This is a genomic window from Pseudomonas sp. GW823-FHT04A03, assembly GCF_058796615.1.
The window spans coordinates 48329-71952 of record NZ_JBXAIV010000013.1; the positions used below are offsets into that span (position 1 = coordinate 48329).

The 23624-nt window shown below is 61.9% G+C and carries 21 protein-coding genes; 15 read left to right on the forward strand and 6 right to left on the reverse strand.

Annotated elements, in window-relative coordinates; all coding sequences use genetic code 11:
- Nucleotides 1-22 precede the first annotated feature (22 nt).
- Nucleotides 23-1267 (forward strand): metallophosphoesterase family protein, encoded by a 1245-nt coding sequence (locus tag AC1Q9F_RS24850; protein WP_207984170.1) that lies wholly within the window; start codon nucleotides 23-25, stop codon nucleotides 1265-1267.
- Between the two features lie 49 nt (nucleotides 1268-1316).
- Here AC1Q9F_RS24850 and gbca read toward each other — a convergent pair whose 3' ends face one another.
- Nucleotides 1317-2609, reverse strand: a complete 1293-nt coding sequence (gene gbca / locus AC1Q9F_RS24855) for a glycine betaine monooxygenase oxygenase subunit (RefSeq protein WP_492621139.1) — start codon at nucleotides 2607-2609, stop codon at nucleotides 1317-1319.
- A 293-nt stretch (nucleotides 2610-2902) separates the two neighbouring features.
- Between gbca and gbcB the strand changes: the two genes are divergently transcribed.
- Nucleotides 2903-4003 carry a glycine betaine monooxygenase reductase subunit gene (gene gbcB, locus AC1Q9F_RS24860; protein WP_007959796.1) on the forward strand — a complete coding sequence of 367 codons (1101 nt, stop codon included), beginning with the start codon at nucleotides 2903-2905 and terminating at the stop codon, nucleotides 4001-4003.
- 53 nt (nucleotides 4004-4056) lie between these two features.
- On the opposite strand, the gene AC1Q9F_RS24865 is transcribed toward gbcB, so the two are convergent.
- From AC1Q9F_RS24865 to AC1Q9F_RS24875, 3 genes are all read right to left on the reverse strand, one after another.
- Nucleotides 4057-4881, reverse strand: coding sequence for an SDR family oxidoreductase (locus AC1Q9F_RS24865; protein ID WP_207984167.1), 825 nt, complete (start codon nucleotides 4879-4881; stop codon nucleotides 4057-4059).
- Between the two features lie 259 nt (nucleotides 4882-5140).
- On the reverse strand, nucleotides 5141-5674 hold the full coding sequence (locus AC1Q9F_RS24870; protein ID WP_492621140.1) for an REP-associated tyrosine transposase: 534 nt from the start codon (nucleotides 5672-5674) through the stop codon (nucleotides 5141-5143).
- A gap of 327 nt (nucleotides 5675-6001) precedes the next feature.
- Nucleotides 6002-7042: a threonine aldolase family protein gene (locus AC1Q9F_RS24875; protein WP_007959802.1), complete on the reverse strand. Its 1041-nt coding sequence runs from the start codon at nucleotides 7040-7042 to the stop codon at nucleotides 6002-6004.
- A 128-nt stretch (nucleotides 7043-7170) separates the two neighbouring features.
- On the opposite strand from AC1Q9F_RS24875, the gene AC1Q9F_RS24880 reads away from it, so the two are divergent.
- From AC1Q9F_RS24880 to AC1Q9F_RS24920, 9 genes are all read left to right on the forward strand, one after another.
- Nucleotides 7171-7881 carry a TraX family protein gene (locus AC1Q9F_RS24880; RefSeq protein ID WP_492621141.1) on the forward strand — a complete coding sequence of 237 codons (711 nt, stop codon included), beginning with the start codon at nucleotides 7171-7173 and terminating at the stop codon, nucleotides 7879-7881.
- Between the two features lie 156 nt (nucleotides 7882-8037).
- Nucleotides 8038-9291: a serine hydroxymethyltransferase gene (glyA, locus tag AC1Q9F_RS24885; RefSeq protein WP_492621142.1), complete on the forward strand. Its 1254-nt coding sequence runs from the start codon at nucleotides 8038-8040 to the stop codon at nucleotides 9289-9291.
- Nucleotides 9292-9311: 20 nt separating this feature from the next.
- Complete coding sequence (locus AC1Q9F_RS24890) at nucleotides 9312-10562, forward strand: sarcosine oxidase subunit beta (protein WP_003206307.1); 1251 nt, start codon at nucleotides 9312-9314, stop codon at nucleotides 10560-10562.
- A gap of 13 nt (nucleotides 10563-10575) precedes the next feature.
- Complete coding sequence (locus AC1Q9F_RS24895; RefSeq protein ID WP_007959805.1) at nucleotides 10576-10905, forward strand: sarcosine oxidase subunit delta; 330 nt, start codon at nucleotides 10576-10578, stop codon at nucleotides 10903-10905.
- Nucleotides 10902-13919 carry a sarcosine oxidase subunit alpha gene (locus tag AC1Q9F_RS24900; protein ID WP_492621143.1) on the forward strand — a complete coding sequence of 1006 codons (3018 nt, stop codon included), beginning with the start codon at nucleotides 10902-10904 and terminating at the stop codon, nucleotides 13917-13919. Before AC1Q9F_RS24895 ends, AC1Q9F_RS24900 begins: the two co-directional genes overlap by 4 nt.
- A 55-nt stretch (nucleotides 13920-13974) precedes the next feature.
- Nucleotides 13975-14607 carry a sarcosine oxidase subunit gamma gene (locus AC1Q9F_RS24905; RefSeq protein ID WP_064599941.1) on the forward strand — a complete coding sequence of 211 codons (633 nt, stop codon included), beginning with the start codon at nucleotides 13975-13977 and terminating at the stop codon, nucleotides 14605-14607.
- Nucleotides 14608-14656: 49 nt separating this feature from the next.
- Nucleotides 14657-15514 carry a formyltetrahydrofolate deformylase gene (purU, locus tag AC1Q9F_RS24910; protein ID WP_007959808.1) on the forward strand — a complete coding sequence of 286 codons (858 nt, stop codon included), beginning with the start codon at nucleotides 14657-14659 and terminating at the stop codon, nucleotides 15512-15514.
- A gap of 99 nt (nucleotides 15515-15613) precedes the next feature.
- Complete coding sequence (fdhA, locus tag AC1Q9F_RS24915) at nucleotides 15614-16813, forward strand: formaldehyde dehydrogenase, glutathione-independent (protein WP_096817794.1); 1200 nt, start codon at nucleotides 15614-15616, stop codon at nucleotides 16811-16813.
- Between the two features lie 247 nt (nucleotides 16814-17060).
- Entirely contained in the window at nucleotides 17061-17618 is a 558-nt protein-coding gene (locus AC1Q9F_RS24920; RefSeq protein WP_007959813.1) for a DUF2780 domain-containing protein, read from the forward strand.
- Nucleotide 17619: 1 nt separating this feature from the next.
- On the opposite strand, the gene yihG is transcribed toward AC1Q9F_RS24920, so the two are convergent.
- Nucleotides 17620-18507: a 1-acylglycerol-3-phosphate O-acyltransferase, YihG family gene (gene yihG, locus AC1Q9F_RS24925; RefSeq protein WP_492621144.1), complete on the reverse strand. Its 888-nt coding sequence runs from the start codon at nucleotides 18505-18507 to the stop codon at nucleotides 17620-17622.
- A 175-nt stretch (nucleotides 18508-18682) separates the two neighbouring features.
- Here yihG and rloA2 point away from each other — a divergent pair, with 175 nt between their 5' ends.
- From rloA2 to creD, 4 genes are all read left to right on the forward strand, one after another.
- Nucleotides 18683-19186 carry a retropepsin-like aspartic peptidase RloA2 gene (gene rloA2, locus AC1Q9F_RS24930; RefSeq protein WP_007959815.1) on the forward strand — a complete coding sequence of 168 codons (504 nt, stop codon included), beginning with the start codon at nucleotides 18683-18685 and terminating at the stop codon, nucleotides 19184-19186.
- Nucleotides 19187-19260: 74 nt separating this feature from the next.
- The gene (gene creB / locus AC1Q9F_RS24935; RefSeq protein WP_492621145.1) at nucleotides 19261-19941 is read left to right on the forward strand and encodes a two-component system response regulator CreB; all 681 of its coding nucleotides are present in this window, start codon (nucleotides 19261-19263) and stop codon (nucleotides 19939-19941) included.
- Nucleotides 19941-21356: a two-component system sensor histidine kinase CreC gene (gene creC / locus AC1Q9F_RS24940; protein ID WP_492621146.1), complete on the forward strand. Its 1416-nt coding sequence runs from the start codon at nucleotides 19941-19943 to the stop codon at nucleotides 21354-21356. The genes creB and creC overlap by 1 nt, the downstream gene beginning before the upstream one ends.
- Before the next feature lie 82 nt (nucleotides 21357-21438).
- Complete coding sequence (gene creD / locus AC1Q9F_RS24945) at nucleotides 21439-22809, forward strand: cell envelope integrity protein CreD (protein ID WP_492621147.1); 1371 nt, start codon at nucleotides 21439-21441, stop codon at nucleotides 22807-22809.
- Nucleotides 22810-22896: 87 nt separating this feature from the next.
- Here the strand turns inward: creD and AC1Q9F_RS24950 are convergent, their stop codons facing one another.
- Entirely contained in the window at nucleotides 22897-23526 is a 630-nt protein-coding gene (locus AC1Q9F_RS24950) for a glutathione S-transferase (protein ID WP_273904274.1), read from the reverse strand.
- Nucleotides 23527-23624 lie beyond the last annotated feature (98 nt).

A 23624-nucleotide genomic window follows, 5' to 3' on the forward strand; every position in this document is an offset into this window, starting at 1 on the left:
CTTACGGATAGAGGATTACGTCATGTCAGCGGTCGGTCATCTGAAACACGAATACGACAAGGTCAAGGTGCGCCTGCACGGGTTGTTCACGCGCATCGAAATGGCCTGGATGAAGCTCATCAGCGAACTCGAACCCAAGGAATTCGAGGCCATCATCAAGTTGCTCCAGCGCGGTCACGATCAGGCGCAATACGTGCTCAAGCACGGCGAGCTGCCGGACGACGAACCGGCGGTGCCGTGGGAGTTGTCCCATGGCCTGTCGATCCTGCGCATCGGCAACGCGACGCCGCTGCCGCAATCGCCCGATCAACTGCAAACCAAGGTGCTCAAGGACGGCACGCTGCTGGGCTGTCGCAAATGGGAGCTGCTGGATCTGTTGTGGAGCGAGGCGCTGCTCAAATGGATCGAAAACCTGCGCCATCACGCGACCTTTGGCACCGATCCGGCGCTGGTGAAAATGGAGCGCGAAGTGACGCTGGCGATTGCCGGCGACTGGGGCACCGGGCCGTTCAACAGCCACGCGCCGGCGGTATCGGTGGCCAACCAGATGCAACTGGCCAATGCCGATTTCACCATTCACCTGGGGGACGTCTATTACGCCGGCACCCACTCCCAGGAAGACACCGACATGGCCGGTTGGCCGATGGGCACCCACGGCTCGTTCACCCTCAATTCCAACCACGAGATGTACAGCGGCGCCCACGGTTATTTCAAAGAGCTGGCCGCACGTTTTCCGGGGCAGCAGGGCACCAGCTACTTCGCCCTGATCAACGACGACTGGCTGATTGTCGGGCTGGACACGGCGTACGCCTCGGACGTCATGAACCTGTACATGGACGGCACGCTGAACAAGCCGCAGATCGAGTGGATGAAAGGGCTGCCGAAACGCAAGAAACTCATGGTGCTCAGCCACCATCAGGGCTTCGACATCACCGGGCACAACAAGACCGCGCTGTATCAACCGGTGTGCGATGCACTGGGGCGTGAGCCGGATTACTGGTATTGGGGGCATCTGCACAACGGCATCGTCTACGCGACCCAGGGCGGGTTGCATGCGCGCTGCGCCGGGCACGGGGCGATTCCCTACGGCACCACCAGCGAGCTGAACGGACATTCGCGGGTGCTGTTTTCGGAGACGAAGGATGCGAACGATCCGGACTACCCGCTAAGGGTTTTGAACGGGTACGCCAAAATCAGGTTGGTGGGGGAAGAGATTTTCGAGGAGTTTATTGGCGAGGATGGATCGGTGAGGTGGTCATCGAAATGATCCGTTTGATCGTTCCCGCGCAGGGCGCGGGAACGATCAATGACGCGAATCAGCCCTGAACCGGAACACCTTTGAGATACGGTGCAGGCTCGGCCCCGAGGTTGCTCAGCATCCGCTCGCTGTACCAGTCCACGAAGTTGACCACGCCGAACTCATAGGTCTTGGAGTACGGGCCCGGCTGGTATGCGGTGGAGTTGATCCCGCGCTGGTTTTCTTCGGCCAGACGACGGTCCTGATCGTTGGTCGCGTCCCACACCTGGCGCATGCGCTCGACGTCGTAATCCACGCCTTCGACGGCATCCTTGTGCACCATCCATTTGGTGGTGACCATGGTTTCCTGGGCGCTGATCGGCCACACGGTGAACACGATGATGTGGTCGCCCATGCAGTGGTTCCACGAGTGCGGCAGGTGCAGGATGCGCATCGAGCCCAGGTCCGGGTTCTTGATCCGGCCCATCAGTTTGGCGCAGCCCTGTTTGCCGTCCATGGTCATCGACACGGTGCCCTTGAGCAGCGGCATGCGCACGATGCGGTTGCGCAGGCCGAAACTGGCGTGGGCGTAAGGGATCTTCTCGGCTTCCCAGGCAGCAGCGGAGGCGGCGACGTGATCCTTGAACGCCTGATCGGCGCGCGGGTCGGTGACGTCGTCCCACTCCAGCAGGGTTTTCAGCAACTCAGGGTGCGAGCCGCCGCAGTGGTAGCACTCGCGGTTGTTTTCCAGCACCAGTTTCCAGTTGGCCTTCTCCATCAAGGTGGTGGTAATCGCCACCTTGGTGTTCTCCATGTCGTACGGTTCCATGTAGTGGTTCAGGGTCGACAGGAAGTCATCGATGGCCGGCGGGTTCTCCGCCAGGCTGATGAAGATGTAGCCGCCGGCGGTCTTCACGTTCACCGGTTTGAGGCCGTACTGCTTCATGTCGAAGTCGGCGCCCATCTCGGTGCCGGCGAACAGCAGGCGACCGTCCAGCTCATACGTCCACTGGTGGTAGTGGCAGACCAGTTTGGCGACCTTGCCCTTGTCGCTGGTGCACAGGCGTGAACCACGGTGGCGGCAGACGTTGTGGAATGCGTGCACCACACCGTCGGCGCCGCGAATGACGATGATCGGGTTCTTGCCGATCTGCAGGGTGATGTAGTTGCCCTTGGCCGGGATCTCGCAGGTCATGCCGGCGATCAACCATTCTTTCTGGAAGATCTCCTGCATGTCGATATCGAACAGCCGCTCGTCACTGTAGAACGGCTGCGGCAGGGAGTAGGTGCGCTCGCGCTCCTGCAGCATTTGTGCGGTGGCCTTGCGTGCGGGTTCCAGCGGGTCGCCCAGGCTGATTTTTGCGGTGTCCATCGATGTAATCCTCAAGGCCATCTGCGTGGCCGCGAAAGTGGCTGATCGGGTGTGCGGCTAAGGGGTGCTACGCAAGGTGTAAAGAATCTGTTTGTCTTGGGGCGAGTGTGGGGCCGCCGCTGCCCGGAACCTTATCCATGGGCGACATGGTGCAATCTGTTCCCGACGCGCAACCCCCGGTGGTTGGGGGCTGGTCGCGATAAGTATGTCAATGTCGCGGATAGGTAAACGGGCCGTCTGCGCTATACGCAGAATCGCCACATGAAGGCCGACAGTCGGCCGTGGAGAACAGCATGTCGAACAGCTTCCTGAATCCGGTCACCACCCAGACCTGGGCCAATGGCCGACACATCGTCCGTTGCGTCAAAGTCATCCAGGAAACCTGGGATGTGCGCACCTTCTGTTTCATGGCCGACCAGCCGATTCTGTTCTTCTTCAAGCCCGGGCAATTCGTGACCCTGGAGCTGGAGATCGAAGGCCAGCCGATCATGCGTTCGTACACCATCTCCAGCTCGCCGTCGGTGCCGTACAGCTTTTCGGTGACCATCAAGCGCGTGCCGGGGGGCAAGGTGTCCAACTGGCTGCACGACACGCTGCATGAGGGCCAGGAGCTGGCAGTGCACGGGCCGGTCGGTCTGTTCAACGCCATCGACTTCCCGAGCCCTAAAGTGCTGTACCTGAGCGGTGGCGTCGGCATCACGCCGTGCATGTCGATGGCGCGCTGGTTCTACGACACCAACGGCAACGTCGACATGACGTTCATCCACAGCGCCCGCTCGCCGAAAGACATCATTTACCACCGCGAGCTGGAGCACATGGCGTCGCGGATCGACAACTTCAGCCTGCACCTGATCTGCGAGAAACACGGGCTGGGCGAGCCGTGGGCCGGCTATCGCGGCTACCTCAACCACAAGATGCTGGAACTGATGGTGCCGGACTTCCTCGAGCGCGAAGTCTTCTGCTGCGGCCCGACGCCGTACATGACGGCGGTCAAGCGCCTGCTGGAAAACGCCGGCTACGACATGAAGCGCTATCACGAGGAATCCTTCGGCGCCACGCCACCGGAAGCCCGCGCCGATGCGGTGGAGCAGGCGGAACAGGCAGCGGAAGCACCGGAAGTGCCGGCGGCGGATCTGCACCTGGTGGAATTCACCTCATCGGACAAGAGCATCCGCGTTGCGCCGGGCGAGACCGTGCATGCGGCGGCTGCGAAGGTCGGCCTGATGATCCCGAAAGCCTGCGGCATGGGGATCTGCGGAACGTGCAAGGTGCTCAAGCTGGGCGGCGAGGTGGAGATGGATCACAACGGTGGGATCACCGAGGACGACGAGGCGGAGGGGTACATTCTTTCTTGCTGCAGCGTGCCGAAGGGCGACGTTCGTATCGAGTACTGATGCCGGCATGAAACCTGTGGGAGCGAACAGGCTCGGTCCCACAGGTTTGTCGTTCAATCGACGAACAAATCCGTCATCAACTTCGCATCACGCCCTGGCTCAAAGCGGTAATGATCAAATTCGGTCACACCGCTCTCCCGCAAAATCTCCTCATCAATCAACAACCGCCCGGTAATCCGCCGCTCGCTACTGCTCAAAATCACATGCGCTGCATCCGCCATGATCGCGGGTGTCCGCGCATGCTTGAACGACTCACGATTGCCCAGCTGAAACTCGATCGCCGCCGTGGCGATCATGGTCTGCGGCCACAGCGAATTCACACTGATCCCGTAGTTGGCGAACTCCTCGCTCATGCCCACCGTCAGCATGCTCATGCCGTACTTGGTCACGGTGTAGGGGCTGTATTGCGCGAACCATTTGCTGGCCAGATTCAGCGGCGGTGACAGGTTGAGGATGTGCCCGGAGGACTTTTTCAGATAGGGCAGAGCGGCCTGGCTACACAGCAACACCGCGCGGGTGTTGATCTGGTGCATCAGGTCGAAACGCTTGAGTTCGATGTGCTGCACACCGGTCAACTTGATCGCCCCGGCGTTGTTCACCAGCGCATCAATCCCGCCGAAATGTTCATTGGCCTGAGCCAGCGCCTGACGCACCGCGTCTTCATCGCGCACATCCAGTTGCAACGCCAGGGCCTTGCCGCCGGCCGCTTCGACTTCAGCGGCGACGCTGTGGATGGTGCCGGGCAACTTGGCGTGCGGTTCGGCGCTCTTGGCCGCGATCACGATATTGGCCCCGTCCTGTGCAGCCCGCAGCGCAATCTCGCGCCCGATGCCACGGCTGGCGCCGGTGATGAACAAGGTTTTGCCTTTTAGCGACATGCGCAAGCTCCTGCTTATTGTTATGTGAGCGATGGCTCGACAGACAATGTAGACGATGGAGCGCAAGCAGCCCGTCCCTGATCAATCCCAAGCAGTGCGTTTGATCGTTCCCACGCTCCGCGTGGGAATGCAGTCCTCGACGCTCCGCGTCATGACGGTGGCAGGCGTTGCATCGGTGGTGAGGCAGGAACGCGAAGCGTCCCGGTATGCATTCCCACGCAGAGCGTGGGAACGATCTGCGAGTGGGATATTGGAGGCTTCAGTACCAGAGCTGAACCTCGATCAGCCCGTCCAGCCCTGCATAATTTCGGGCACTCGAATACCGCCAGTGCTCCGGCAACTCCACATAGCCACGCTTTACCGGGTTGTTGTGGATGTAATCGAGTTTCTGGCGCATGACTTCTTCGCTATAGACCATCTCCGCGTGAGCACCTTCCTGCCACATCTGATACACCCGATCTTCCTTGTGTGCCCGTTTGCTGAAGCGAAGGCGCCTCAGTGCTCTTTCGGCACCCTTGCTTTGCAGGTCATCAATGATCTGTCGGGCGGTGAAGGATTTGAACTGGCTCAGGCATTTACTCAGGTCAGGCGCTTGGGCGACGAAGTGCAGGTGGTTTTCCAGGATCACGTAGCCGTAGAGCTTCAGTTGCTGGTGGGTTTGTTGATAGCGCCAACAGTTAAGCAGGTGGTCGACGAGGTAAGGGCGGACGAACAGTGGCAGCCACTCCACCAGCGTGCAGGTCAGGAAGTGAGGCTTTTCGGGTTCGGTGATGGTGTAGCGGCTTCGGCCCATGGGATTCATCCTTGAATCTTGCGGTGCTGCTGAGAGGAACGCGGAGCGTCCCCGGATGCATTCCCACGCAGACGGTTCGACGCCTCGACGTGGGAACGATCAGAGTGAGGTGGCCGGAGTGATCGCGCTAGAGGCGGAGTCTGTGGCGGCGGTGGGAAAAGTCATCTGCAGCTTTTGATCGTTCCCACGCTCCGCGTGGGAATGCAGCCCTCGACGCTCCGCGTCATGACGGTGGCAGGCGTTGCATCGGTGGTGAGGCAGGAACGCGGAGCGTCCCGGTATGCATTCCCACGCAGAGCGTGGGAACGATCAGGAGTAGGGGATAAATCAGGCCGACATGACTTCGCGGATGTCGCGTGCCAGTTCGCGTACGCGTTCTTCTTCGGTATCCCACGAGCACATGAAGCGCGCGCCGCCCTTGCCGATGAAGGTGTAGAAGCGCCAGCCGCGAGCGGTCAGGGCGGCGATGGCCGGTTCCGAGAGTTGCAGGAACACGCCGTTGGCCTGGACCGGGAACATCAGTTCCACGCCCGGGATGTCGCTGACCAGTTCGGCCAACAATTGCGCGCAGTGGTTGGCGTGGCGGGCGTATTTGAGCCAGGCGTCGTTTTCCAGGATGCCGACCCACGGGGCGGACAGAAAGCGCATTTTCGAGGCCAGTTGCCCGGCCTGTTTGCAGCGGTAGTCGAAGTCTTCGGCCAGTTTGTGGTTGAAGAACAGGATCGCCTCACCCACCGCCATGCCGTTTTTCGTGCCGCCGAAGCACAGCACGTCGACGCCGGCCTTCCAGGTCAGGTCCGCCGGCGAGCAGCCGAGGAATGCGCAGGCATTGGAGAAACGTGCGCCGTCCATGTGCAGGTTCAGGCCCAGCTCCTTGCAAGTGTCGCTGATGGCGCGAACTTCTTCCGGGGTGTAGACGCTGCCGACTTCGGTGGCCTGGGTCAGGGTCACGACGCGTGGCTTCGGGTAGTGGATGTCCTGGCGCTTGAGCGCGACTTCGCGGATCGAGGCCGGGGTGATCTTGCCGTTTTCGGTGCCGGCGATCAGCAGTTTCGAACCGTTGGAGAAGAACTCCGGTGCGCCGCATTCGTCGGTTTCGACGTGGGCGGTTTCCGAGCAGATCACGCTGTGGTAACTCTGGCACAGCGACGACAGCGCGAGAGAGTTGGCGGCGGTGCCGTTGAAGGCGAAGAACACTTCGCAATCGGTCTCGAACAGCTTGCGGAAATAATCGGAGGCGCGTGCTGTCCACTCATCGTCGCCATAGGCGCGCTGGTGGCCGTGGTTGGCCTGTTCCATGGCAGCCCAGGCTTCGGGGCAGATACCGGAGTAGTTGTCGCTGGCGAATTGTTGGCTCTTGTCGGTCATGGCCGGCTTCCGTGATCGAGGCGCTTGTGGCGCTTCGTGGGGTCAATGATGGTGCGCACTGTACCGAAGATCATCCGGGGAGCACACGGGATGTCGCTGACAGAACATTACAGGGATGCGAGCCGATTATGCACCTGAGCCAGCGCGACGGCGCACTCGATCTGCTCAAGTGGCTGGCGCTGCTGAGCATGCTGCTCGATCACCTGCGATATGTCGGGATCAGCGCCGATTGGCTGTATGTGCCGGGACGGCTGGCGTTCCCGTGGTTCTGCCTGGCGATGGCGGCGAATCTGGCACGGGACGGCGCGCGCAAGACCGAATGGCGCTATCTGGGCTGGTTGTTACTGTTCAGCCTGCTCAGCGAGATTCCCTATCGTTTGTACATTCCCGAGCCCGACACGTTGAACGTGATGCCCACGCTGGCGCTGGGCCTGCTGGTGGCGCGGGGCTGGCAGGATCGAGCGCTGATTTCGCGACTGCTCGGCGTCAGCGCCTTGCTGGTGGCGACGTTGTTCCCGGAGCGACTGATGTTCGGTCTGTTCGGCGTCCTGCTGCCACTGGCGATGTTGCTGGTGTTTCGTAAACCCCGGTTTTTCAGCCTGTTGCCGGGCCTGCTGTGTCTGGCCGCGAATCAATGGCGGGTGCTCTACGAATCCGCGCAGTTCGGCAACCTGGTCGCCATCCTCGGGATTGCGACCTGCCTGATCGCGCCACTGCTCGGAATGTTCCTGTTGCGACACGCCACTTACCTCCACGCGCCACCCATGCGGCGCTGGGCGTATGCGCTCTATCCCGTGCATTTCATGGTTCTTCTGGGCTTGCGCCAGCTGCTTGTTTGAGTCCGTCGCCGCCGCCATGTCGTAAACGCACCTTTGCGTGGCGTCCGTAGGCATTTGACCTCCCTGCGCCGGCCATACCATCGCATCAAAGGGCACTGGCTGAACGCCGTGCCTTACCGAGACGAATGGCGCACAGATGCCGCTGGGAGAGACGCGATGTTCAGCAAGCAAGACCAGATCCAGGGTTACGACGATGCACTGCTGGCGGCGATGAATGCCGAGGAGCAACGTCAGGAAGATCACATCGAGCTGATCGCGTCGGAGAACTACACCAGCAAACGCGTCATGGAAGCGCAAGGCAGCGGCCTGACCAACAAATACGCCGAAGGCTATCCGGGCAAGCGCTACTACGGTGGCTGCGAGCACGTCGACAAGGTTGAAGCCCTGGCCATCGAACGCGCCAAGCAACTGTTCGGCGCCGATTACGCCAACGTCCAGCCGCACTCCGGTTCTTCGGCCAACAGCGCCGTGTACCTGGCCCTGCTGCAAGCAGGCGACACCATCCTCGGCATGAGCCTGGCCCACGGTGGTCACCTGACCCACGGCGCCAAGGTCTCGTCCTCGGGCAAGCTGTACAACGCCGTGCAGTACGGCATCGACACCAAGACCGGCCTGATCGATTACGACGAAGTCGAGCGTCTGGCCGTCGAGTGCAAACCGAAAATGATCGTTGCCGGTTTCTCGGCCTACTCGAAAACCCTCGACTTCCCGCGCTTCCGTCAGATCGCCGACAAGGTCGGTGCGCTGCTGTTCGTCGACATGGCCCACGTGGCCGGTCTGGTGGCTGCCGGTCTGTACCCGAACCCGCTGCCGTACGCCGACGTGGTCACCACCACGACTCACAAGACCCTGCGCGGTCCGCGTGGCGGCCTGATCCTGGCCAAGTCCAACGACGAAATTGAGAAGAAGCTCAACGCGGCGGTATTCCCCGGCGCCCAGGGCGGCCCGCTGATGCACGTCATCGCCGGCAAGGCCGTGTGCTTCAAGGAAGCGCTGGAGCCGGGCTTCAAGGCTTATCAGCAACAAGTGATCGACAACGCCCAGGCGATGGCGAGCGTATTTATCAAACGTGGCTACGATGTAGTGTCCGGCGGCACCGACAACCACCTGTTCCTGGTCAGCCTGATCCGTCAGGGCCTCACCGGTAAGGACGCAGACGCTGCCCTCGGTCGCGCGCACATCACCGTCAACAAGAACGCCGTACCGAACGACCCGCAGTCGCCGTTCGTGACCTCCGGCCTGCGCATCGGCACCCCGGCGGTGACCACTCGCGGCTTCAAGGTGACCCAGTGCGTGACGCTGGCCGGCTGGATCTGCGACATCCTCGACAATCTCGGCGATGCCGATGTCGAGGCCAACGTCGCCCAGCAGGTTTCGGCCCTGTGCGCTGACTTCCCGGTTTATCGCTGAGCGTTCTGGAGTACATGACTATGCAACGCTATTCGGGCTTCGGCCTCTTCAAACACTCCCTCAGCCACCACGAAAACTGGCAGCGCATGTGGCGCACGCCGACCCCGAAAAAGGTCTACGACGTGGTCATCGTCGGCGGCGGCGGGCACGGTCTGGCGACGGCCTACTATCTGGCCAAAGAACACGGCATCACCAACGTGGCCGTGGTCGAGAAGGGCTGGCTGGGCGGCGGTAACACCGCGCGCAACACCACCATCGTTCGCTCCAACTACCTGTGGGACGAGTCGGCGCACCTGTACGAACACGCGATGAAACTGTGGGAGGGCCTGTCTCAGGACCTGAACTACAACGTGATGTTCTCCCAGCGCGGTGTCTACAACCTGTGCCACACCCTGCAGGACATTCGTGATTCCGAGCGTCGGGTCAGCGCCAACCGCCTCAACGGCGTCGACGGCGAACTGCTCAACGCCAAGCAAGTCGCGGACGAAATTCCGTACCTCGACTGCTCGAAAAACACCCGTTACCCGGTGATGGGCGCAACCGTTCAGCGTCGCGGCGGCGTGGCCCGTCACGATGCCGTGGCGTGGGGCTTTGCCCGTGCCGCCGACGCCCTGGGCGTGGACCTGATTCAGCAGACCGAAGTGATCGGTTTCCGCAAGGAAAACGGCGTGTGCATCGGTGTTGAAACCAACAAGGGCTTCATCGGCGCCAAGCGCGTCGGCGTGGTCACCGCCGGTAACTCCGGGCACATGGCCAAGCTCGCCGGTTTCCGTCTGCCGATCGAATCGCACCCGCTGCAGGCGCTGGTGTCCGAGCCGATCAAACCGATTATCGACAGCGTGATCATGTCCAACGCCGTGCACGGCTACATCAGCCAGTCCGACAAGGGCGACCTGGTGATCGGCGCCGGTATCGACGGCTACAACGGCTACGGCCAGCGCGGTTCGTACCCGGTGATCGAGCACACCATTCAGGCCATCGTCGAGATGTTCCCGGTGCTGTCGCGGGTGCGCATGAACCGTCAGTGGGGCGGCATCGTCGACACCACGCCGGACGCCTGCCCGATCATTTCGAAAACCCCGGTGCCGAACATGTTCTTCAACTGCGGTTGGGGCACCGGCGGCTTCAAGGCCACACCTGGCTCGGGCAACGTGTTTGCCGCGAGTCTGGCCAAGGGTGAAATGCACCCGCTGGCCGCACCTTTCTCCATCGACCGTTTCCACAACGGTGCGTTGATCGACGAACACGGCGCTGCGGCTGTCGCCCACTAACAGGAGAAATCCCATGTTGCATATCTTCTGTCCTCACTGCGGCGAACTGCGCTCCGAAGAGGAATTCCACGCATCCGGCCAGGCGCACATCCCGCGTCCTCTGGACCCTGCAAGCTGCACCGACGAGGAGTGGGGCGACTACATGTTCTTCCGCGACAACCCGCGCGGTCTGCACCACGAGTTGTGGGATCACGTCGCCGGTTGCCGCCAGTACTTCAACGTCACCCGCGACACCGTGACCTACGAGATTCTCGAAACCTACAAGATCGGCACCAAGCCGCAATTCACCGACAAGGCTGACACTGCGAAAACAGCCACGACGGCGCTGGGAGAGAAGGTATGAGCCAGACCAATCGCCTGTCCAACGGTGGACGGATCGACCGCAACAAAGTGCTGAGCTTCACCTTCAACGGCCAGACTTACAAAGGGTTTGAAGGCGACTCGCTGGCCGCAGCCCTGCTGGCCAACGGCGTCGACATCATTGGCCGCAGCTTCAAGTATTCGCGTCCACGGGGCATCTTCGCCGCCGGGGCCGAAGAGCCGAACGCGGTGCTGCAGATCGGTGCTACTGAAGCCACCCAGATTCCTAACGTACGCGCCACGCAACAGGCGTTGTACCAGGGCCTGGTCGCCACCAGCACCAACGGCTGGCCGAGCGTCAACAACGACATGATGGGGATTCTCGGCAAGGTCGGCGGCAAGTTGATGCCGCCGGGTTTCTACTACAAAACCTTCATGTACCCGCAATCGTTCTGGATGACTTACGAGAAGTACATTCGTAAGGCCGCAGGTTTAGGCCGTTCGCCGACCGAGAACGATCCGGACACCTACGACTACATGAACCAGCACTGCGACGTGCTGATCGTCGGCGCCGGCCCGGCCGGTCTGGCCGCTGCCCTGGCCGCTGCACGCAGCGGTGCGCGTGTCATCCTGGCCGATGAACAGGAAGAGTTTGGCGGCAGCCTGCTCGATTCCCGCGAAAGCCTAGACGGCAAGCCAGCGGTGGAGTGGGTTGCCAGTGTCGTTGCCGAATTGAAGAACACTCCGGACGTGCTGCTGTTGCCGCGCGCCACGGTCAACGGTTATCACGACCACAACTTCCTGACCATTCACGAACGCCTCACCGATCACCTCGGCGACCGCGCTCCGATCGGCCAGGTGCGTCAGCGCATCCACCGCGTGCGCGCCAAGCGTGTGGTGCTGGCGACCGGTGCTCACGAGCGTCCGCTGGTCTACGGCAATAACGACGTGCCGGGCAACATGCTGGCCGGTGCCGTGTCGACTTACGTGCGCCGTTATGGTGTGGCACCGGGCAAAAAACTGGTGCTGTCGACCAACAACGATCACGCTTATCGCGTGGCGCTGGACTGGCTCGATGCCAGCCTGCAAGTGGTCGCCATCGCCGATGCCCGCAGCAATCCGCGTGGCGCGCTGGTGGAAGAAGCGCGCGCCAAAGGCATTCGCATCCTCACCGGCAGCGCCGTGATCGAGGCCCGTGGCAGCAAGCACGTGACCGCTGCCCGCGTGGCGGCGATCGATGTCAAAGGCCACAAGGTCACCAGCCCGGGTGAATGGCTCGACTGCGACCTGATCGCCAGCTCCGGCGGTTACAGCCCGGTGGTCCACCTGGCGTCGCACCTCGGCGGCAAGCCGATCTGGCGCGAAGACATCCTCGGTTTCGTACCGGGCGAGGCACCGCAGAAACGCGTGTGCGTCGGTGGCATCAACGGCGTCTACGGTCTTGGCGATTCGCTGGCTGACGGTTTTGAAGGCGGCGTGCGCGCTGCGTCCGAAGCCGGGTTCCAGAACGTCGAAGCGGTGCTGCCGAAAGCCCTCAGCCGTCTGGAAGAACCGACGCTGGCGCTGTTCCAGGTGCCGCACGAAAAAGCCACCGCACGGGCGCCGAAGCAATTCGTCGACCTGCAGAACGACGTGACCGCAGCCGCCATCGAACTGGCGACCCGCGAAGGTTTCGAGTCGGTCGAGCATGTCAAACGCTACACCGCGCTGGGCTTCGGCACCGATCAGGGCAAGCTCGGCAACGTCAACGGCCTGGCGATTGCCGCCCGCTCGCTGAACGTGACCATCCCGCAGATGGGCACCACGATGTTCCGTCCGAACTACACGCCGGTGACGTTTGGCGCGGTAGCCGGTCGTCACTGTGGGCACATTTTCGAACCTGTGCGTTACACCGCACTGCATCAATGGCACCTGAAAAACGGTGCCGAGTTCGAAGACGTCGGTCAGTGGAAACGTCCGTGGTACTTCCCGAAAAACGGTGAAGACATGCATGCCGCCGTCAAACGCGAATGCAAGGCCGTGCGCGACAGCGTCGGTCTGCTGGACGCTTCGACCCTGGGCAAGATCGACATCCAGGGCCCGGACGCCCGTGAGTTCCTCAACCGCGTGTACACCAACGCCTGGACCAAGCTCGACGTGGGCAAGGCCCGTTACGGCCTGATGTGCAAGGAAGACGGCATGGTCTTCGACGACGGTGTGACGGCGTGTCTGGCCGACAACCATTTCGTCATGACCACCACCACCGGCGGTGCGGCTCGCGTACTGCAATGGCTGGAGCTGTACCACCAGACCGAATGGCCAGAGATGAAGGTCTACTTCACCTCCGTCACCGACCACTGGGCGACCATGACCCTGTCCGGCCCGAACAGCCGCAAGCTGCTCAGCGCCGTGACTGACATCGACCTGGCCAACGAAGCGTTCCCGTTCATGACCTGGAAAGAAGGTCTGGTCGGCGGTGTGCCGGCGCGGGTGTTCCGCATCTCGTTCACCGGTGAGCTGTCGTACGAAGTCAACGTCCAGGCCGACTACGCGATGGGCGTGCTGGAAAAAATCGTCGAGGCGGGCAAGCAGTACAACCTGACCCCGTACGGCACCGAGACCATGCACGTTCTGCGGGCCGAGAAGGGCTTCATCATCGTCGGCCAGGACACCGACGGCTCGATGACCCCGGACGACCTGAACATGGGCTGGTGCGTCGGTCGCACCAAACCGTTCTCGTGGATCGGCCAGCGCGGCATGAACCGTGAAGACTGCGTGCGTGACCAGCGTAAACAGCTGGTGGGCCTGAAACCGATCGATCCGAACGTCTGGCTGCCGGAAGGTGCACAGCTGGTGTTCAACACCAAGCAATCGATCCCGATGACCATGGTCGGCCACGTGACCTCCAGCTACGCGCACAACTCCCTCGGCTATTCGTTTGCCATGGGCGTGGTGAAGGGCGGTCTGAAGCGTCTGGGCGAGCGGGTGTTCGCACCGCTGGCGGACGGCAGCGTGATCGAGGCGGAAATCGTTTCTTCGGTGTTCTTCGATCCGAAAGGCGATCGCCAGAACATCTAATTGATCGCTCCCGCGCCTGGCGCGGGAGCGACACCGAATTCAGGAAGGGTGCTTTATGACCGCAGCCAACGTTTACCAACAACGCCCAACCACCGGGGCCAAGGCCGAGTCGTCGCTGCATCACGCCGACCTCGCCAGCCTGGTCGGCAAGGGCCGCAAGACCGCCGGCGTGACCGTGCGCGAGAAGAAACTCCTCGGTCATCTGACCATCCGGGGCGACGGCCACGATGCCGCGTTCGCCGCCGGTGTGCACAAGGCGCTGGGAATTGAATTGCCGGGCGCCCTGAGTGTGATCGTCAAAGGTGAAACCAGCCTGCAATGGATGGGCCCGGACGAGTGGCTGCTGATCGTGCCGAGCGGTGAAGAATTCGCCGCCGAGCAGAAACTGCGCGAAGCGCTGGGCGATCTGCACATCGCAATCGTCAACGTCAGCGGCGGCCAGCAAGTGCTGGAGTTGAGCGGCCCGAACGTGCGTCAGGTGCTGATGAAATCCACCAGCTACGACGTGCACCCGAACAACTTTCCGGTCGGCAAGGCTGTGGGCACGGTGTTCGCCAAGTCGCAGCTGATGATCCGCCACACCGCCGAAGACACCTGGGAACTGCTGATCCGTCGCAGCTTCTCGGATTACTGGTGGTTGTGGTTGCAGGATGCGTCCGCCGAATACGGCCTTAGCGTTCAGGCGTAATGATCGTTCCCACGCTTTGCGTGGGGACGAGTAGAGGAGAAAAGCAACGATGAGCCGCGCCCCGGATACATGGATTCTGACCGCCGACTGCCCCAGCGTTCTCGGCACCGTGGACGCGGTGACGCGTTTTCTGTTTGAGCAGGGTTGCTACGTCACCGAGCACCACTCGTTCGATGACCGGCTCTCGGGTCGGTTCTTCATTCGCGTGGAATTCCGTCAGCCCGACGGCTTCGACGAGCAATCCTTCCGCGCCGGCCTCGCCGAGCGTGGTCAGGCGTTCGGCATGATCTTCGAGCTGACCGCGCCGAACTACCGGCCAAAAGTGGTGATCATGGTCTCCAAGGCCGATCACTGCCTCAACGACTTGCTCTACCGCCAGCGCATCGGCCAGTTGTCGATGGACGTGGCGGCGGTGGTGTCGAACCACCCGGACCTCAAGCCGCTGGCCGACTGGCACCAGATTCCCTACTACCATTTCCCCCTCGACCCCAACGACAAACCGGCCCAGGAGCGGCAGGTGTGGCAGGTGATCGAGGAGGCCGGTGCCGAACTGGTGATCCTCGCCCGCTACATGCAGGTGCTGTCGCCGGAGCTGTGCCGCAAGCTCGATGGCAAGGCGATCAACATTCACCACTCGCTGCTGCCGGGCTTCAAGGGCGCCAAGCCGTATCACCAGGCCTACAACAAGGGCGTGAAACTGGTGGGCGCCACCGCGCACTACATCAACAACGACCTGGACGAGGGGCCGATCATCGCCCAGGGCGTCGAGGCGGTGGATCACAGTCATTACCCCGAGGACCTGATCGCCAAGGGCCGCGACATCGAAGGCCTGACCCTGGCCCGGGCCGTGGGGTATCACATTGAGCGGAGGGTGTTTTTGAACGCCAATCGCACCGTCGTTCTTTGAGTCACAAGCAACGCAAAACCAACAAGCAATAACCCGAGCACTTAACGCGCTGCCTGCCTGGGCGGCGCGGTTCCATAAAAACAACAGCGAGGTGAAAGCATGTCTGGCAATCGTGGTGTGGTGTATCTCGGCGCTGGCAAGGTCGAAGTACAGAAAATCGACTATCCGAAAATGCAGGATCCGCGCGGCAGGAAGATCGAGCACGGTGTCATCCTGCGTGTGGTTTCAACCAACATTTGCGGCTCCGATCAGCACATGGTGCGCGGCCGTACCACGGCACAGACCGGTCTGGTGCTGGGCCACGAGATCACCGGTGAAGTGATCGAAAAAGGTTCCGACGTCGAGAACCTGAAAATCGGCGATCTGGTCTCCGTTCCGTTCAACGTGGCTTGCGGGCGCTGCCGTTCCTGCAAGGAGCAACATACCGGCGTCTGCCTGACCGTCAACCCGGCCCGCGCCGGCGGCGCTTACGGTTATGTCGACATGGGCGACTGGACCGGCGGCCAGGCCGAGTACGTGCTGGTGCCGTACGCCGACTTCAACCTGCTGAAACTGCCGGACCGCGACAAGGCCATGGAGAAAATCCGTGACCTGACCTGCCTCTCCGACATTCTGCCGACCGGTTACCACGGCGCCGTTACCGCAGGTGTCGGTCCGGGCAGCACCGTTTACATTGCCGGCGCAGGCCCAGTCGGTCTGGCCGCTGCGGCATCCGCCCGTCTGCTGGGCGCTGCGGTGGTGATCATCGGCGACGTCAACACCATCCGCCTGGCCCACGCCAAGGCTCAGGGTTTCGAAATCGTCGACCTGTCGAAAGACACCCCGCTGCACGAACAGATCGCCGCACTGCTGGGCGAGCCTGAAGTGGATTGCGCGGTGGACTGCGTGGGCTTCGAGGCCCGTGGTCATGGTCACGACGGCGTCAAATCCGAAGCCCCGGCCACCGTGCTCAACTCGCTGATGGGCGTGGTGCGCGTCGCCGGCAAGATCGGTATCCCGGGCCTGTACGTGACCGAAGATCCGGGTGCCGTGGATGCAGCCGCGAAAATGGGCAGCCTGAGCATCCGCTTCGGCCTCGGCTGGGCCAAATCCCACAGCTTCCACACCGGTCAGACTCCGGTGATGAAGTACAACCGCCAGCTGATGCAGGCGATCATGTGGGACCGCATCAACATCGCCGAAGTGGTGGGCGTGCAGGTCATCAGCCTCGACCAGGCGCCGGAAGGCTACGGCGAGTTCGATGCGGGCGTGCCGAAGAAGTTTGTGATTGATCCGCACAAGTTGTTCAGTGCGGCGTAAGCGAAGAGGCAATAAAAAAACGGCGACCCTGGGTCGCCGTTTTTTTATGAGGGGTACATCACTGTTCTCGCGTTTCACGACGCGCCTGTGCCATTCATCGCCCGGCGTTCGGGCTTTCACGTTTCATGCACGCCTTCGGTATGAAAATGGCTGGCCCGCGCCGGAACATGCCGGCGGATGCCCGGTCAAACCGGGCAGTTTGACCCTCCCCTGACGGAAGGTCTTCACGCCACAAGAGGATGTCTGAATGAAGATTTCACGCGGTTTTGCCCTGGCATCGCTCCTGACCCTGGCGGCAGGGCCGGTGTTTGCCGGTTTCAGTTTGAATGACGTGGCCGGTGCGGTATCGGGCATGCAGGGCGGGGACAAGGCTGCCGCTGCGGCGCCGACGTCTGAAACCGCCGGTCTGTTGAGTGCCTTGAGCGCGCTGAACGTCACGCCGCAGCAAGCGGTTGGCGGCACCAGTGCCATGTTGGGCCTGGCGAAAAACCAGCTCAGCAACACGGATTATTCCGAACTGGCCAAGGAAGTGCCGGGCATCGACAAGCTGTCGGGCGGCAGCGGCAATCTGGCGGCGTTGAGCGGCTTGCTCGGCTCGTCGGGCAAGTCCGCCGGGCTGGAAAATGCGCTGGGCAACGTCAAGGACACCAATGACCTGAACAACGCCTTCGGTGCGTTGGGCATGGACAGCGGGATGGTCGGCCAGTTTGCCCCGATCCTCCTGCAATACCTCGGTCAGCAGGGTGTCGGCGGCTCGTTGCTGCAAAGCCTGGGCAGCATCTGGGGCACCGGCACCAACGGTTGACTCAGCGGCGCTCGCCTTTGAGTTCGGCGATGCGCTGATCCTTGAGGGTCCAGAGCTGGTTGACCCAGTCCTGGACCTTCTCGCGAAACACCGGGTCGTTTTCGTAATCGCCCTGCCACAGGGCCGGATCCAGCTCGCGGGTCTGGATATCGATGATCACGCGCGGCACGTTGCCGCTGATCAGGTCCCAGAACCCCGGAATCTTCTGCTGTGGATAAACCACGGTCACATCGAGAATCGCATCCAGCTGTTCACCCATTGCCGCCAGTACAAACGCCACGCCGCCCGCCTTGGGCTTGAGCAGGTGGCTGAACGGTGACTGCTGCTGAGTGCTTTTGGCGGCGGTGTAGCGCGTGCCTTCCAGGTAATTCACCACCGTCACCGGCTGGCGCTTGAACAGCTCGCAGGCGGCTTTGGTGATTTCCAGATCCTTGCCGGCCAGCTCCGGGTTCTTCGCCAGGAATGCCTTGGTGTAGCGCTTCATGAACGGGTAATCCAGCGCCCACCAGGCCAGGCCCAGGAACGGCACCCAGATCAGCTCTTTTTTGAGGAAGAACTTGAAGAACGGCGTGCGTCGGTTGAGGGTCTGGATCAGCGCCGGGATATCGACCCAGGACTGATGGTTGCTGATCACCAGGTAAGAGGTGTCACTGCGGAGGTCTTCGCCGCCGCGAATGTCCCATTGGGTGGGGATGCACAGGCGAAAGATCAGCTTGTCGATTTCCGCCCAGGTTTCGGCGATCCACATCACCGCCCACGAGGCGTAGTCGCGAAAGCGCCCCGGCAGGATCAGCTTGAGCAGGGCGAACACCATCAGCGGGCCGAAGAGCACGAGTGTGTTGGACAACAGCAGCAGGGTGACGAAACAGCCGGTGAGCAGGCGGCGCATAAGCAACTCTTGGAAAACGGATGGGCGCGCCATGATAAGTGGCTTCGGGCGGCAGGCCAAATCCGCCGGTGACGAATGTTTCACCTGTCGCGCGATAACCTGCCGGGAACGTTCCTGCGAACAACGGTCTAAAATCTCGCGTCTGACGCCCCCATTTCCCAAGGAAGCCCCTTACGTGAAATCCCTCCTTGCACTGCTTTCCCTCGTCGCCCTGCCGGTGCTCGCCGCCGAACCGACCTTGTACGGTCGTTACGAATACATCGCGCTGCCGGAAATCGGCGGTGAAGTGCTCAAGGCCAAGATGGACACCGGCGCGCTGACCGCCTCGTTGTCGGCCAAGGACATCGAGACGTTCAAACGCGACGGTGAAGACTGGGTACGTTTCCGCCTGGCTACCAAAGACGCCAGCAACAAGGTGTACGAGCACAAGGTCGCGCGGATCAGCAAGATCAAGAGTCGCTCGGATGAAGAAGACGAGGGCGAAAGCACCGAAGTGGCCAAGCGCCCGGTGGTCGATCTGGAGCTGTGCCTGGGCGACGTCAAGCGTACCGTGGAGGTCAACCTGACCGACCGTAGCAACTTCAACTACCCGTTGCTGATCGGCGCCAAGGCCCTGCGCGAGTTCGGCGCGGCGGTGAACCCGGCACGACGCTTCACGGCCGACAAACCCGACTGCTGAAACCAAGTGGTCTCATTGACGTAACGCCGGGCTTGGGGCACCGTTCGCGCACTTAACCCACAGGCTCGGACGCCATGCCTCATATCCTGATTGTCGAAGACGAAGCGGCGATTGCCGACACGCTGATTTTTGCCTTGCAGGGCGAGGGCTTCACCACGACCTGGCTGAGCCTGGGTGCGGCGGCGCTGGAGCATCAGCGCCAGACCCCGGCGGATCTGATCATCCTCGACATCGGCCTGCCGGACATCAGCGGCTTCGAGACCTGCAAGCAACTGCGTCGTTTCAGCGAGGTCCCGGTGCTGTTTCTCAGCGCGCGCAACGCCGAGATTGACCGCGTGGTGGGCCTGGAAATCGGCGCCGATGATTATGTGGTCAAGCCGTTCAGCCCACGGGAAGTGGCAGCCCGGGTCCGGGCGATTCTCAAGCGCATGGCGCCACGTCCGGTCATCGAAACGTCCTCGGCGCTGTTTCGCGTCGATCCCGAACGCGTGCAGATCAGCTATCGTGGCCAGCCCCTGAGCCTCACCCGCCACGAATTCCGTCTGCTGCAATGCCTGCTCGAACAACCCGAGCGGGTGTTCAGCCGCGAGCAACTGCTCGATGCGCTGGGCGTGGCGGCGGATGCCGGTTACGAGCGCAGCATCGACAGCCATATCAAAAGTGTGCGCGCCAAATTGCGCCTGGTGCGCGCCGAGGCCGAGCCGATCCAGACCCATCGCGGCCTCGGCTACAGCTATAGCCCGGGGCACAGCTGATGTCGCTGGGGCTGCGGATTTTCCTGGTGTACGTGCTGTTCATCGGCCTCACCGGGTATTTCGTGCTCAACACCGTGATGGAAGAAATTCGTCCCGGCGTGCGCCAGTCCACCGAAGAAACCCTGGTCGATACCGCCAACCTGATGGCGGAAATCCTGCGGGACGATTTCAAGGCCGGCACCCTCAACCAGAATCGCTGGCCGGAATTGCTCCGCGCCTACGGCGAACGCCAGCCGAAGGCGACGATCTGGGGCCTGGCGAAAAACCAGGTCAACCACCGCATCTACGTCACCGACGCCAAGGGCATCGTGGTGCTGGACTCCAGTGGTCTGGCCGTCGGTCAGGACTACTCGCGCTGGAACGACGTCTACCTGACCCTGCGCGGCGAATACGGCGCACGCTCCAGCCGCAGTGACCCGAATGATCCGAATTCTTCAGTGATGCACGTCGGCGCGCCGATCCGCGACAACGGCGCGATCATCGGCGTGGTCACGGTGGCCAAACCCAACAGTTCACTGCAACCCTATGTCGATCGCACCGAACGCCGTTTGCTCGGGTACGGTGCCGGATTGATCGGCCTTGGCCTGTTGCTCGGCGCCGTGCTGTCGTGGTGGCTGAGCCGCGCGTTGCACCGCTTGACCGTTTACGCTCAGGCCGTGAGCGAGGGCCGTCGGGTGGCGGTGCCGCACTATCGCGGCGGCGAGCTGGAGCAATTGGCGACCGCCGTGGAACAGATGCGCACCCAACTCGAAGGCAAGGCCTATGTCGAGCGCTATGTGCACACCCTGACCCATGAATTGAAGAGCCCGCTGGCGGCGATTCGCGGTGCCGCCGAATTGTTGCAGGGGGAGATGCCGACGGATCAGCGCCTGCGTTTTGTCGGCAACATCGACAGTGAAAGTGCGCGCATGCAGCAGTTGATCGAGCGCCTGCTGAATCTTGCCCAGGTCGAACAGCGGCAGGGCCTTGAAGAGCGTGTCGCCGTGCCGTTGGCGGCGCTGGTGAGTGAGCTGCTTCAGGCACAGATGGCACGCATCGAAGGCCGGCAGCTGCAGATCGAACAAACCATCGCGCCGGATCTGGCGTTGATCGGCGAGCCGTTTCTGTTGCGACAGGCGCTGGGCAATCTGCTGGAGAACGCACTGGATTTCACGCCGCAAAACGGTTTGCTGCGCTTCAGTGCCGAGCGGATCGGCGAGCAGATCGAGATGCGTCTGTTCAATGAGACTACGTCGATCCCCGACTATGCCTTGCCCCGTTTGAGCGAGCGTTTCTACTCTTTACCACGCCCCGACAGCGGGCGTAAAAGCACCGGACTCGGGCTCAACTTCGTCGAAGAGGTGGTCAAGTTGCACGGTGGTTGGATGCGCATCGGTAACGTCGAAGGTGGGGTGGAAGTCGTTCTGCAGTTGTAGTCTCCACACAAACTCCACATTCCTCCCACAAAACCCCCACATCCTCTTTGCAGACTCTGCCCATCGAAACAGGGAGAGTCCCATGAACAAAAGTCTGACGATAAAACTCGGGGCCATTGCCCTGCTGATCCTGGTGTTGCTGGTGCCGCTGCTGATGATCGACGGCATCATCGATGATCGCCAGCAACTGCGTGACGGTGTGCTGGAAGACATTGCCAGAAGCTCAAGCTACAGCCAGCAACTCAGCGGGCCGGTGATGGTTGTGCCGTATCGCAAAGTGGTACGCACCTGGAAAACCAAAGAGAAGAGCGACGAGCGTTACCAGGAAATCGGCGAAGAACGTGGACGTCTGTATTTCCTCCCGGAACGTTTTGAACTCGACGGCCAGGTGCAGACCGAGCTGCGCGCCCGGGGCATTTACGAGGCGCGGCTGTTCCATGCCGACAACCGCATCAGCGGGCATTTCTCGCTGCCGGCGCAGTTGGGGATCAAGGAAGACTTCGTCGATTACACCTTCGATGCGCCGTTCCTGGCGGTCGGCATCAGTGACATTCGCGGGATCGAAAACGCGCTGAAGCTGGAACTGGGCGCGCAACGCCTGGACTTCGTGCCTGGCACTCAGGTCGGTTGGCTGGGTGAGGGTGTGCGAGTGACGCTGCCGGCGCTGGACACCAGCAAGACCACGGAACTGGCCTTCGGCTTCGACCTGCGGCTGCAAGGCACCGGCTCGTTGCAGGTGCTGCCGGTGGGCAAGACCAGTCGCGTGAACCTCGCTGCCAACTGGCCGCACCCAAGCTTCATCGGCAACTTCCTGCCGGCCAAACGCGAGATCACCGATCAGGGTTTCACCGCCGACTGGCAGACCTCGTTTTTCTCCACCAATTTGCAAGAAGCGATGAGCCGTTGCGTGTCGGGCAATGATTGCGAGGCGTTCAGCGGGCGCAGTTTCGGCGTGAGCTTCATCGATCCGGTGGATCAGTATCTGAAGAGCGACCGGGCGATCAAATATGCGCTGCTGTTCATCGTCCTGACGTTCGCCGGTTTCTTCCTGTTCGAAGTGCTGAAAAGCCTGGCGGTGCACCCGGTGCAATACGCGCTGGTGGGGGTGGCGCTGGCGTTCTTTTATCTGTTGCTGCTGTCGTTGTCGGAGCACATCGGTTTTGCCCTGGCGTATCTGTTGTCGGCCAGCGGTTGTGTGCTGTTGATCGGGTTCTACGTCTGCCACGTGCTGCGCAGCGTGCGGCACGGCTTGAGTTTTTCGGCGGGGCTGGCGGCGTTGTACGGCTTGCTCTACGGCTTGTTGAGTGCCGAGGATTACGCGCTGCTGATGGGCTCGCTGCTGCTGTTCGGTCTGCTCGGTGTGTTCATGGTGCTGACCCGCAATCTGGACTGGTACGGGATCGGGCAGAAACCGGCCAAACCGCTGGAGTTCGATATCGGAGCGGTGCAATGAGCCGGTTCGTGGGATTGCGTGAGGAGCAGCGGGAGGCCGAGGTGTTGATGACGCTGATCTTTGCGTCGTTGCCTCCCGCCCGGTGCGTCAGGCCTTCGGCATCGTCGCAATCATCGACGGCCGCTGGCTCACTTCAAAGAACCAGTTGGCCAGTTGCGGGTTGGCTTCACGCCAGCCCAGATCCGGGAAACGCAGATCCAGATAACCCAGGGCACAGGCCACGCTGATCGACGCGACGTCGAAGTGGCAGGTCAGTTCGGCAATCGCGTCGCGCTCCAGCAGGGCGAGGGCGCGGCGGATTTTCTCGCGCTGGGCTTCTAGCCATTCGTCCCAGTGTTTTTCCGGGGCGCGTAGCACTTGCTCGTAACGCACCATGACCGAGGCGTCCATGATCCCGTCGGCCATCGAGGCCAGGGTCAGGCGCCGCCAGCGGGCCGAGCCGTCGCGGGGAATCAGCGGATTGCCGACGTGCTGGTGGTCGAGGTAATCGAGGATCACACGGCTGTCATGGATGACATTTCCGTCGGCCAGGCGCAGGGCCGGGATCTTGCCCAGCGGGTTGTCTTCGTTGAGGGCAGCGTCCGGGCTGACAGGGCTGAGCACGCAGTCCTGCAGCGCGACGCGATCCTGCTGGCCGGTCTCGTGCAGCAGCACCATGACTTTGCGCACGAACGGGGACAGGGTGTTGTGGAACAGGGTCATGCTGGGAGCGGACATCGGCAGGGTCTCGGTCAGGGGCAAGACGGGCAGCATAGCCTGTCAGCGCCTTGGCTCAAGCCTTTTGTGGGAGCGAGCTTGCTCGCGATAGCGGACTC